We start from the raw sequence: 12,093 nt of genomic DNA on the forward strand, positions 1-12,093 counted from the left end.
CGCTGCGGCAATGCGCAAGCTGACTCATATTTGCTTCGGCGTGCTTAAGCACCAGAGCGAGTATCAGCCTCAAACAGCGTGAAAATCACTGCTTGAGGCATGACGAGCAAGATGGTATCTCTCCCCTTGGAGAGGGGGCTAAAAGCGTAAGCGATGATGGTTCATTGCTAAAATCAGCCTATTTTCTCTCAAGCTGCCTCGCTTAGATCCCTTCTCCCTTGCCGGGAGAAGGTTAGGATGAGGCGGCTAAAGACATAGCTAACAAAGGTCTTTGACGCTAAAAAACATACTCCCAATTTACCCAGCCATTCCATACGCCGTCTGAATCTTCATCGGCATTGTCATAATCGGAATAGGTATAGTCCATACCTATTTCAATGCGGCCATGGAACATAGGCATCAGGTAACTAACGTCTACCTGTTTTGCTTGTTCAGCAATGGGTGCAACGGTGTTCCCTCCGGGCGGAGTCCTATTTTCATTATCGAAGTTCAGATCCAGATAGCGGAAGTTACTTTTCCATTGGTGGCCATTACTTCTTATGCCGACAAAGCCTAGAGTGTAACTCTTGGTGTCGTTGTCATAAGTACTACCGATGCTACGATCCCAATAGCGGTAACCGCTTTGGTATTGAGTGTGCTCGTAAGTACAGTTGTATTGGCCTCCACACCATGCGCCAGTATCTGTGTATTCAAAGAAGGTACGAATTTGATTGCCTGCTAGCAGGTAACTAACGTCGATACCGCCAAGATAACTTTTCGCCTGAAATGGGGGGAATTTATCTAAGCCAAAACTGTCTTCCCCCATGGTTTCACCGTAGATTCCATAAGGGACGCCCCAAGCGGTGTCGCCCCAGCGAAAATCTAACGCGGCTAACTGGTTGCCTGGTGCATTTTCATCGCCTATCTCATTGTCATCACCGGTAAGCATTTTTCGCCAAGTACTTCCTTCGCATGGGCGGTCATCACCACATATTTGCGCGGAACGGGACATACCTAACTCTAACTGCGGAATCGGCTTGATAGTGGCGCGGAAGGTCCAGAGTAGGGCATCTTCAACATATCTATCATCGTCATTGAGGATGCCAACACCTGTAGAGAGGGTCCATGGGCCTAGCCACTCCAATACCGGAAAATCGAATGGTTCGGCATAGTTACGGCTGATCATCATGGTAGGTATTGGCCGGGCGTTACTGCTCATGGTTAATGCAGTGTCCCACCCTGGCCCCCACCATTGATCAATGACTCCGCCAGTGATCGCCCAGTTGCCGATGATCATGCTTAGATAGGAACCGTCTAAGCGCAGATCTTCATCATCTTGCGCATCGTAGGCGTAGGTGGCTTTAAGCTTATAGGCGATACGATTGCCCATCCCTTCATGGCTGATAGAGGCTTCGCCTTTCTCTCTGAGCGGTGTACCAAAATGCTGGAAGCGGGCATCATTAGTGGCTGCGCCAATTGACAGGCTGGTGACACCTTGCTTGTCGTTTTGCTGGGTAAATGCATGGCGTACTCTGTGTACGGCCATCCGTACACTTTCAGGTTGCTCGCTGATAGAAGCTTGATCTATGTCTCTTATTATTCCACTCCACATTAGCGGAAAGGTGTTAACAGGCACGGTGATCACACCAACGTCAGCGAGCATCTGAATATCGGCACGCAGGTGGATTTCATCAGGCGATATCCAGGGCGCGGCGATGCTATTAATTGATATAACAGAAGAAAGCAGTGCCGCGGCGGCACAAGCGAATATACTTTTGGTCATCGAAGAGTTGCTCAAGAGAGTGACATCCCGTGTCTTATAACTTTTGTGCCTATTGTCGCTTGTTCTACGGATAATGAAAAGCGTGGTCTGCGTCGCTTGGTTTGTTTCTTTGCTGCAGGCAAAATAGCGCAATTGATTCTGGCCTAGGTTGTTTGGGAGGCTGTTTGGCGATTCAGCAGATGAAAGGCGCAATGGCGGCGCTGTTTAATTCAGAGCAACACTTACTGGCATTGCCCGAGCAAGTGGTTGCTGTGCGTCGATTGTGTGTTAATCCAAACTCTGATCTTTATGATGTCGAAGAGACGGTGTTAAAAGATCCGGCGTTTAGTGGGTACTTGTTGAAGCTGGCTAATAGTGCGCTTTATGGCACAGGCAAGCAGACCTGCCATCAGGTGGCTGACGCTATTAGAAGAATAGGGATACATGCGGTAGGTGAATTGGCGATGATCTATGCGGCTAAGCAGCTGCACGATGCCCGCTGTTTAGATACCAATATTGCCCAGCGTATGCGTTTGAATTGGCAGCAAAGTTGGAGCCTAGGGCAGGTGGCCACTGAATTGTATTGGCAACATCGCCATCGCGAACCCGCCAAATGCCGACGCTTAGATGCTTCCGATATTTTGACTGCCGCAGTGATGTCGGGGGTTGGTTCGTTAGCTGTATTGACTGCCGCAGACCAAGTGATCACGCGAAGTGCCAATGACGCTGGTGAAGACGAAGCTAGCTTGCCAGCGCTTAGCCAAGACACTATTGAGGATATGCTTACTCTGAGCAATAAGTACTTGCAGCTAACGCTACAGCGCTGGGGAATGCAAGATGCTTACGCTCAGGCGTTGGTGAAACCACCGATAGAAGATGGTGAGTTTCACTTTACTCACTACCTTTGGGCGGCCAAACTTTCTACGTCGCCCACCTCTGAGCTTGGCCAATGTGAGCGTACTAAGAGTGCACTTAAGCTTCATGGTGTACTGGCAGCATAACCTGCGCTAGTTTCCGCCTTGTGCTTTGTTGGCGTTTGTTTATATCTTAGGCACTTCTCCCTCGGTGGGAGAAGTGATCGATGTTGTAGCTATATCGGCTTTAGCGCCGGGAAGGCTTCTCTCAGTGATGGCATCGGCAGTCGAGGATCTTGCATTCGTTGATCGAATACGAAATCTTGATTAGCGACCACGTGCCAATCCATGTTGTGTTTGGTTTTGATTGCGTTAACGACATCAAAAAATGTCCATTGGCGGTTACTGTCGAGCATATAGGTATCGCCAGGCAGTTCATAGGCTTTGACTAAGCCCTTCACCGTTTCATTGATTGCGGAACAGGCGGGATACCAGCACTCGCTGGCGCTAATGGTGCCATTACCTGCCGCTGCTTGCTGGCAAAGGTTTTCCAGCATGTTGTTGCCACCGGGTGTTTCATCTATTTGCCAACCCAGGCGTACGATCCTTGCTGACGGCAACTTATGCCTTATTCCTTGCTCCGCTCGCAGTTTCTCAAAGCCGTAGCCTTCGGCGGCATCTGGTTGGCTGTTGGGGGTGAATGGGCCTATCGCGTGATCGGAAAAAACCATTGCTGTGCTGGTGAATACCAGCTCGATATTGAGCTCTCGGCAGAGGTCAGCTATCTGCAGTGGCCAATCGTGATTGATACGCCAACCTTCATTTTCCAATCCAGTGCTGCTGGACGCGATGGCCAGATGGAAAATAGCATCAGGCTTCACGCGCTGCAGGAATTGGTAGCTCTGGTGCCAGTCGTTGACTGTGACACTGTGGCGATCCCAAGGCAGCACCGTCCAACCCTGATTTTTCAGGTGTTGGCTTAAATGCTTGCCGAGGGTGCCATTGGCGCCGGTAATAATCGCTTTCATGGTACTCCGCTTTCTATTTATGCAGCGGAGGCAATCTCCGCAATGGAACGAATATAGTTGACGTCAAATGGGCAGTCTACTTGATGCCGTTGGCAAATTCCGTCAGCTTCAGTCGCGAGCGTTAATACTTCCTGCCAATTGGGTTCCGGTTGCTTAACCGTTTCTGCCACAGCATTTGCTATTTCAGCCAGTCGATTAGCATCGTTCTGCTTGTCCATACCTTACTCCAGTGGTGTCAATATTTCGGCAAATTTGCCAGACACTGGAGTTAAAGCATGCAGCGTGCCAATATTCTATTTTGTTGTATAGCTGGTTTCCATACCCGCTATCGTTGCAGTTAGAAGCCGTAAAGGCCGATGTTCTCCAGAAACACGCGCTTTGGTTGTTTCAGCACATAAAGTACGGCGGCCGCCATATCTTCGACCTGTAACCATCCCGGCGATTGATCGGCGACATTATGTGGGCGTGGTACCTGAACTAGGCCAGGACAGAGACTATGTACTTTGATGCCATCACCGCGCACCTCTTCTTGCAAAGCGGCGGCGAAGCCAAGAACGGCAAATTTTGCCGCACAATAGGGGCCAGCATTGGCATAGCCATTCTTAGCGGCTTGTGACGCAATATTGATGATATGGCCGGATTGCCGTGCCCGTAAGTTGGGTAGCACCGCTTGGGTCATTAGGAATGTGCCCTTGGCACAGGTATCCATCACCAGATCCCAGTTCTCTTCACTGCACGATTCTATGCTATCGCCGACTCCTAGGCCGCTGTTATTGATTAGCCCGTCGATACCTCCAAACACTCGCAGCGCCGCTTGAGCCACTTCCTGGACCTGCTGTTTGTTGCGCACGTCGGCACCGACGCCTATGGCCCTGCCTGGGCCAATAGCGCTTAAGCGCGCGGCCTCTTGCTCCAATAGCTCTGTTCGACGAGAGGTGAGCACCAGGTTCGCGCCCTCGGCGATCAGTGCTTCGGCTATTCCCAAGCCAATACCGCTTGCGCCGCCGGAGATGATGATTGTTTTGCCTTGAATTGATTCCATTAGCTAGATCCTCATTGGTTGTCTCTCTAGTATTTTCATCTCTTGAGTGCTAAATTCAACCCTATGGTGCGAATTGTCTCGCACTTTGGTTCGAGATTCGGTTATGAATATTTCGTAATGGAGAAAGCGTGTGAGTGAAGAAGCCAGTTTTGCGACGCGTCTGAGGGAGTTAATGGGAGAGCAGAGTGTCAGTGCCTTTGCTCGGCGTGTTGAGTTAAGTGAAAGTCTGGTGCGTAAATATTTGTCCGGCTCGGAGCCAAGCCTGAGTAAAGCCAACCAGATCGCTATGAAAGCGAACTGCTCATTAGAGTGGTTAGCGACTGGCTGTGGCTATGAATATCGCAAGGCCGAAGTGGTGGATATGGAAGCGCTAGAGAAGTCGGTTCAATTAACCATGACCATGGCTGAACAGAATGACCTCAGTGTGGCTAATGAGAAGGTGATGAAGGTTATTGTGGCGACTTATCAATATCTCCGTGCGACGAAGAAGAAAGATGGCTACTTCGATCTTGATGAGGCCACGCCGTTCGTTCGTTATGTCATGGGATTGTGCGATTAGTCAGTGAACGAAGACTTGGATACAGGCCGTCGTTCACTAACCCGTGGGTGTTAGTCAAAGCTATATGAAAGCTTGATCGCATATTCCCAGTTAGTTTCTTCCGCCTCTTCGAAAGGCTCAGAGTCGTACTCTACTTCAGCTTCTAGGTGAAGTGCTAACGCTTCAGTGATACCAAACTTAATACCGCCGCTGCCGGTTGCTCTTAAATCACCAAGGTCGTCGAGCACTGGTTGTAAATAGAGCTGGCCGTAGAGGGTGTACGGAAAGGCATCTGCGCGGTCCCACACCCACTTGGCGTAAAAATTTCCACGCCAGTTGTTATTTTCTTCATTTTGACTGTCTGATTCTTCATGTTCAAAGAACCCCCCAGCCCCTAAGCTAGTGTAAAGCTTGCCTTCATCTGATTTGTCTTCAAAGCGCCAGCGAACGCCGCTGCCCAAAAGTTCACGGCTGGAAAGATCATCAAATTTGTCATATTGATATTGAGCAAATAGCTCCCAGTCCAACATCGGGCGGAAAAAATTGTTTTCTGTCCAGCGTCCATGGACAAACAGATCGTCCTCATCCTTAACGTCATTGGTTTCAGCGTAGTTATAGTTGGACAGCAATAACGCTGTTCGTTGCTCTTTTACGTGTCGGAGTATGAGATTAGCAGCGTACTCTTGTTCATCTTTTGTACCTGATTCACCTTCAAGGCCAATGCCGACAGAGCCGCCCCAGCCTTGATTTGGGTTCTCTTTGGTATCGATAGGGGTGATGGCCTGACTGCTGAAGCTTGTGACGAAAAGTAGGCCGCATAAACTGATTGTTCTTATCTTTTGCATGGAAAATTGCGCATCGAGTTAACATCCGAGTTACATCCTATCAGTGTCAATTTTGAAGAAAAGTGAAAAAGCAGGATGTTCTAATTATTAGAACGAAAATGGCTATTTTTTACGATTTTATCCGCTAAATTAGCTTGTATTATAGAGGCTCCAGATAAGGAGCAACCCGATGAAAAAACTACTTGTACTGAACAACAGCATTCTTGCAGAGCAGAGTCAATCGAGCCAATTGACACACCATTACGTTGAGAAGTGGTTGGCGGCGCATGCCGATGGTGTTGTGATCTCTCGTGATCTCGGCTTAGAGCCGATCCCTCACCTAGATGGAAAGATGTTGTCAGCGTGGTCTACGCCTGTAGAGGAGAGAAGTCCTGAACAGCGGCAATTGGCATTGATCAGTGATCAACTCATTGAAGAGTTAATGGCTGCAGATGAAGTGGTGGTTGGTATGCCTATGTATAACTTTGGTGTGCCGTCAGGCTTTAAGGCTTGGATTGATCATATCGCCAGAGCCGGAGTGACGTTTCGCTATACAGAAAGTGGGCCTGAAGGATTGCTCAATAATACAAAGGTGATTGTCGCTGCAACCCGTGGCGGTTTGTATGCCGGTACGGAAAAAGACACACAAACACGCTATTTAACTGATGTATTTGCATTTTTGGGGCTTACAGATGTGGCGTTTGTATATGCTGAAGGGCTAGCTATGGGGGCAGACGGTGCCGCCGAAGCAATGACTAAAGCTAAGAATGCTTTGGTGGGGTTAGCTCAGCGCTAATAAAAACAGCGGCCATTTGGCCGCTGTTTTTATTTAGAGCACGTAACCTATATTGCGTGCTTTGCGTATTCCGCTATTAGTAAGATTCGTTGTGAACACCTACAGAGCGACCAGATGGATCATTCAGGTTCTGGAAGCTTTCATCCCACTTTAAGGCTTCCGGTGTCGAACAAGCGACAGACTTGCCATGTGGAACCGTGCGGAGAACGCTTTCATTGTTACCGAAGTGTTCTTCAAATATCTGGCGGTACATGATCGCTTCTTTGCTGTCTGGGGTGTTGATCGGGAAGCGGAACTCGACATTTTCCAACTGTTGGTCAGAGATCTCCGCGTCAGCAATCTCTTTCAGAGTATCGATCCAAGAGTAACCAACGCCATCAGAGAACTGCTCTTTTTGACGCCAAGCAACGCTTTCTGGCAGGTAGTGAGCAAAACACTCACGGAGTACCTGCTTCTCTATCTTATCGCCTCGACACATCTTGTCTTCTGGATTGATGCGCATCGCTACGTCCAGGAACTCTTTATCCAGGAATGGTACGCGTGCTTCAACACCCCAAGCGGCCATCGACTTATTGGCACGAAGGCAATCAAATAGATTTAGTTTTTCCAGTTTGCGGTTTAACTCTTCGTGAAACTCTTTTGAGTTAGGTGCTTTGTGGAAATAGAGGTAGCCACCAAATATCTCATCAGCACCTTCACCGGATAACACCATCTTAATACCCATGGCCTTAATCTTACGAGCCATCAAGTACATAGGGGTTGATGCACGAATGGTAGTGACATCATAAGTTTCGAGGTGATAGATCACGTCGCGTACGGCATCTAAGCCTTCTTGTACGGTAAAGTGGATCTCGTGGTGCTGGGTGCCAATATGGTTAGCCACTTCGCGGGCAGCTAATAGATCGGGAGAGCCCTCTAAACCAACCGCAAACGAGTGCAGACGCGGCCACCAGGCTTCTGATTCTTCATTGTCTTCGACGCGGCGTGCAGCGTACTTATGGGCAACGGCAGAGATCACTGATGAATCAAGGCCACCAGAAAGCAGTACTCCGTAAGGTACGTCAGACATCAGTTGACGTTTAACGGCGGCTTCAAGAGCAGAACGCAGATCTTCACGGCTAGTGCTGTTATCTTTCACAGCATCGTAACTTTGCCAGTCACGTTTATAGTAGGGGCGAATTTCACCCTCTTCGCTACTCAGATAGTGTCCAGGGGGGAAGGTTTCTACTTTATTACATACCGGTGTCAGCGCTTTTAGCTCTGAAGCAACGTAAAAATTGCCATGCTCGTCCCAGCCGATATACAGCGGGATGATACCTATGTGATCACGGGCGATCAGGTAGCTGTTCTTCTCTGCATCGTAGAGGGTGAAGGCAAACATGCCATTCAGGTCGTCGATGAAGTTAATCCCTTTCTCTTTATACAGAGCCAGGATCACTTCACAGTCTGATTTTGTTTGAAACTGGAAGTCGACGTTCAGTTCGGCTGCCAATTCTTTGTGGTTATATATCTCACCATTCACTGCGAGTGCGTGAGTTTTTTCCGGGTTCAGCAACGGCTGGGCACCGGTATTGACGTCAACAATCGACAAACGTTCGTGGGCCAATATTGCGTTATCATTTGCGTAGATGCCTGACCAGTCAGGGCCACGGTGGCGCATTAGCTTAGAAAGCTGTAATGCCTGCTTACGCAACTCTGCCGGGTCGGTCTTTATGTCAAGAATGCCGAAAATAGAACACATACCGTTCCCTGTCTCCTGAATACGTCTCTGATGGGTGTGGGCACTGACTTTAGCACATTGCCCACAGACCAGTAATGGTCTTAGCACTCTGCCATTCTATGGGTAAAAATCAAGTAAAAAGTCACTTTGAGCGCATAAATATGTAGTTTTTATGCAGTTGCGGTGAAAAATAGCGGCGGAGGGGGATAAACAACGGTCAAGGTAACAAAGGCTACCTTGACCGATTTAGAATAACAAGATTACTGCACGTTTTCAGCGTCGCTAAACATGCCTTGGAACAGCACGCTGGACAGGTAACGTTCAGCTGAGCTTGGCAGGATCACAACAATGTTCTTATCCTTGAACTCATCTGTTTCAGCAAGGCGCTTCGCAGCAACTACTGCTGCACCTGAACTGATACCAGCCAAGATCCCTTCTTCTTCCATCAGGCGGCGAGCCATATCAATGGCATCAGCACTATTGACCTGCTCAACACGGTCGACCATCTCCAGATCTAAGTTACCAGGAATAAAGCCCGCACCGATACCTTGGATCTTGTGTGGACCCGGTGTTAAATCTTCGCCCGCTTTTGCTTGCGCAATCACTGGAGATTCAACAGGCTCAACAGCAACAGTGACGACGTCTTTGCCTTTTTCAAGCTTCAGATAACGGCTCACGCCTGTGATAGTACCGCCGGTACCCACACCTGCGATAAATACATCAACTTCACCGTCTGTGTCTTCCCAGATCTCAGGGCCTGTGGTTTTTACATGGATCTCAGGGTTAGCTGGGTTATCAAACTGCTGTAGTAAAACAACTTTATCCGGGTTCGCGTCACGGATCTCTTCAGCTTTGGCAACGGCACCTTTCATACCTTTGGCACCGTCTGTCAGTACTACTTTGGCACCCAGAGCAACTAACAACTTACGGCGTTCCAGACTCATGGTGTTTGGCATGGTCAGGGTCAGCTTGTAACCTCTTGCTGCAGCAACGAAGGCCAGCGCGATACCGGTGTTGCCAGAAGTGGGTTCAACCAACTCTTTATCTTTCGTCAGTTCGCCACGCTTTTCAGCATCCCAAATCATGTTAGCGCCGATACGGCACTTAACACTGAAGCTTGGGTTACGGGCTTCAACTTTTGCAAATACATTACCGCCGGTCACGCGGTTCAGTTTTACCAGCGGCGTACGGCCGATAGTTTGAGAATTATCTTCGTAGACTTTCATGGATCCGATCCCTTGTGTTCCGACTTATTGGATTTGTACGGGGTCAAGCATACTCAACCAAACCAAATAATATAAAGGTATATTTTGTTATATCGTTATTGCATAAGCGAATAGAACTTATTTCGTCGAAATAGTTCCGCAATGGTGAGATAAATCATGCTGTTGCTTATGCCCTCATATTATCTGAGGACATAAGCGATCATTGCGACGGCGGCGAGCACAAAGATGACAACCTCAACGGCGGTGACGATCAATGCGCTGCGGCTGTAGGGCTCTTCAGCATAAAGCTGGCTATCTGGTGTAGGTTCATCAGCGCAAGGATGCTCCAGCCGTTCAGCAATGGATTGGCTGAGAGCGGGGGAGGCTATGTTGGCTTGGCTCTGTGATGTGGCTTGTTGCGGTGTTGTTGTTTTTTTATCCGCAGCGGTTGACGCTGTATCTGTCTCAACTGCAACGGCTTTTTTTACTTTAACTTTGGCTTCAGCTTCAGCTTTTTTTATTTCCGGCTGCGTTATCTCTTGCTGGCTTCTCTGGGTGAGAAGAATTTCATCTTCTAAGCCATCGCTGTTGTGTAGTGGCTGCGCTTTTGGCTTTTCTGGCTCGCTCGTTGTCGCGGTAGATGGTTGGCTTGGCTCACCAGCAACGTCCGATTTTCGCTCACCTGTTTCAGATGTTTTTTGCTGTTCTTGTTCTTGTGCTTGTCCGTCGCTTGCCGCTTTTGTTTGCGGTTCTTTAGGCGCTGCAACATCGTTGGTTTGAGTGGTTTTCGCCGACTTATCAGTTTTGGTTGTTTTGCTACTGTCACCATTGACCTGTTTTACCTGCGCCGTAGACGCGGTAGAAGCCAGCGGTTGCTCATTTATGCTCGACTCATCTTTCTCGGCCTTGTTTTCCGTCTTACTTAGCGCAGGCTTGTCAGTTGTTTTATTACTCTCTTTTTTAACTGCCGGTTTGGCCGTGGCGGCTGGTTGACTCAAGAGCGTATGCAGTTTGGCGATCAGTTCGTTAACTGCACTTTGTGATTTTTCTCGGTCGAAAATAGTGAAGCGAGAGAGTTGCGGTAAGCGCACCAGTACTCTGGCTGCAGCCCCTTTGCCAAGAGGATAAACTTTGGCACTGATGTTACCCCAGTTCAGCTTAATGGTGTCTACATCAGCTTGCTTTAGCGCTTCGCCACTGAGGATCTCGTAGAGATCGGTGGCGGTGTGATCATCAATACATATCACGATCTTAGCGTTTAGCGGTGGCAGTATCTCCGCCCACAACTTTTTCGCGAACTGGTGCGCATCTGCCTCATTGTGGAGGGTGTCAGCACTGGTCGCGCGGAAAGGGATGTAGTGCGCGGTCATACTGCGTTGTAGCAGTGCATCGCCAGAGCAATAGAATAATCGGGCAAATTGACGAAACATGGCTTGAACCTGCTTCTGTAACGGAGCGCGCCCTATGGCATGGTTGCCCCACTGCTCCGTCGCAAAAATACTGCCTTGCTCTGCACTTGCAGAAAAGACTGTGTCCGGATGGTATTCGGTGAGCGGCAGAGGGGTGAAGAAAATAATGTCGGCCCCTTTCTTGAAGGTGTTTTTTGGCGAAGTGAGAAACTGCCACCCCTCAGAGTGTCCCTGTGCGTCGTAGGCATGCTGAATTCTTTCACTGGCAAGCTTGAATACCCTGGTTTGGGGCATGAATGGCTCCGTCAACAATCAATCCGTAGTCTGCCTAAGGTTAATATGAGTTCCACTGTTATTAAAGGGAATTGGCGGTGATATATCTTCAGAGCAAAAAATAACACGCCGGTCGATATTCCGACCGGCGCAAATAAGCGTCGGGAGAACGCGTTGGTAGGAAAGGGAGCGTCCATGCTCGACACGAGAGATCAACAACGGGCAGTCCCCGGGCGGTCACCGTGTGTTCCAGCCGCTGATGCGGCAAAGTGTCATGTTGGTTGGCCAAAGGTGCGTCATTACTCATTGGCCGAGTCTTCCCAAATATCCGCCGAAGCGAAACTAGCCGACGATAACCAGCACTATCATCAGTGCTGAGATGGCTGCTAGATTTTGAAAACAAAGCATTGTGTTTCTCCTTCGAAATTAGATCTCGATTAGCTTGCTTGTCACAAGCTGGCTATTGGTACACAGATGCTGAAATAGGGTAGGAGGGAAGGCTGAACAGTCTTCCTATTACCGGCAACCCCGCTGTCATAGGTTTCCCCTTAGATCGGTGGCTTTGCGTCCCAGCTTTTCAACTGGTTTGCCTTTATCAGCTGTGTAAAATTATTTGACACTTTCTCTTTTTTAGCAAGTCGAAATAGCGCTGTTTGATGGTTC

12 protein-coding genes and 1 riboswitch are annotated in these 12,093 nt (G+C 48.9%); of the genes, 4 read left to right on the forward strand and 8 right to left on the reverse strand.

What is annotated here, in order from left to right; all coding sequences use genetic code 11:
* Positions 1-277 precede the first annotated feature (277 nt).
* Positions 278-1,762, reverse strand: a complete 1,485-nt coding sequence (locus DU002_RS07550) for a capsule assembly Wzi family protein (protein ID WP_114337781.1) — start codon at positions 1,760-1,762, stop codon at positions 278-280.
* Between the two features lie 164 nt (positions 1,763-1,926).
* Between DU002_RS07550 and DU002_RS07555 the strand changes: the two genes are divergently transcribed.
* Complete coding sequence (locus tag DU002_RS07555; protein WP_114337782.1) at positions 1,927-2,742, forward strand: HDOD domain-containing protein; 816 nt, start codon at positions 1,927-1,929, stop codon at positions 2,740-2,742.
* Positions 2,743-2,831: 89 nt separating this feature from the next.
* Here the strand turns inward: DU002_RS07555 and DU002_RS07560 are convergent, their stop codons facing one another.
* The 3 genes from DU002_RS07560 to DU002_RS07570 form a co-directional block, all read right to left on the reverse strand.
* Positions 2,832-3,623 (reverse strand): sugar nucleotide-binding protein, encoded by a 792-nt coding sequence (locus tag DU002_RS07560; protein ID WP_114337783.1) that lies wholly within the window; start codon positions 3,621-3,623, stop codon positions 2,832-2,834.
* A 17-nt stretch (positions 3,624-3,640) separates the two neighbouring features.
* Positions 3,641-3,841 (reverse strand): hypothetical protein, encoded by a 201-nt coding sequence (locus DU002_RS07565; protein WP_114337784.1) that lies wholly within the window; start codon positions 3,839-3,841, stop codon positions 3,641-3,643.
* Positions 3,842-3,960: 119 nt separating this feature from the next.
* Positions 3,961-4,665, reverse strand: a complete 705-nt coding sequence (locus DU002_RS07570; protein ID WP_114337785.1) for an SDR family oxidoreductase — start codon at positions 4,663-4,665, stop codon at positions 3,961-3,963.
* Positions 4,666-4,795: 130 nt separating this feature from the next.
* Here DU002_RS07570 and DU002_RS07575 point away from each other — a divergent pair, with 130 nt between their 5' ends.
* Positions 4,796-5,224, forward strand: coding sequence for a helix-turn-helix domain-containing protein (locus tag DU002_RS07575; protein ID WP_233496447.1), 429 nt, complete (start codon positions 4,796-4,798; stop codon positions 5,222-5,224).
* Positions 5,225-5,274: 50 nt separating this feature from the next.
* Here DU002_RS07575 and DU002_RS07580 read toward each other — a convergent pair whose 3' ends face one another.
* Complete coding sequence (locus tag DU002_RS07580; RefSeq protein WP_114337786.1) at positions 5,275-6,048, reverse strand: DUF481 domain-containing protein; 774 nt, start codon at positions 6,046-6,048, stop codon at positions 5,275-5,277.
* A 169-nt stretch (positions 6,049-6,217) separates the two neighbouring features.
* Between DU002_RS07580 and DU002_RS07585 the strand changes: the two genes are divergently transcribed.
* On the forward strand, positions 6,218-6,823 hold the full coding sequence (locus tag DU002_RS07585; RefSeq protein ID WP_114337787.1) for an FMN-dependent NADH-azoreductase: 606 nt from the start codon (positions 6,218-6,220) through the stop codon (positions 6,821-6,823).
* A gap of 76 nt (positions 6,824-6,899) precedes the next feature.
* Here DU002_RS07585 and asnB read toward each other — a convergent pair whose 3' ends face one another.
* From asnB to DU002_RS07600, 3 genes are all read right to left on the reverse strand, one after another.
* A complete protein-coding gene (gene asnB / locus DU002_RS07590; protein WP_114337788.1) occupies positions 6,900-8,564 on the reverse strand; it encodes an asparagine synthase B in 1,665 nt (554 codons plus the stop codon).
* Between the two features lie 239 nt (positions 8,565-8,803).
* Positions 8,804-9,769, reverse strand: a complete 966-nt coding sequence (cysK, locus tag DU002_RS07595; protein WP_114337789.1) for a cysteine synthase A — start codon at positions 9,767-9,769, stop codon at positions 8,804-8,806.
* A 179-nt stretch (positions 9,770-9,948) separates the two neighbouring features.
* The gene (locus DU002_RS07600) at positions 9,949-11,451 is read right to left on the reverse strand and encodes a hypothetical protein (protein WP_114337790.1); all 1,503 of its coding nucleotides are present in this window, start codon (positions 11,449-11,451) and stop codon (positions 9,949-9,951) included.
* Between the two features lie 174 nt (positions 11,452-11,625).
* Between DU002_RS07600 and DU002_RS19270 the strand changes: the two genes are divergently transcribed.
* Positions 11,626-11,808 (forward strand): hypothetical protein, encoded by a 183-nt coding sequence (locus DU002_RS19270; RefSeq protein ID WP_131414594.1) that lies wholly within the window; start codon positions 11,626-11,628, stop codon positions 11,806-11,808.
* Between the two features lie 140 nt (positions 11,809-11,948).
* Positions 11,949-12,031: riboswitch (cyclic di-GMP riboswitch) on the reverse strand.
* Between the last annotated feature and the right edge of the window lie 62 nt (positions 12,032-12,093).

Origin of the sequence: Corallincola holothuriorum (assembly GCF_003336225.1) — a bacterium.
Lineage (GTDB): Bacteria > Pseudomonadota > Gammaproteobacteria > Enterobacterales > Neiellaceae > Corallincola > Corallincola holothuriorum.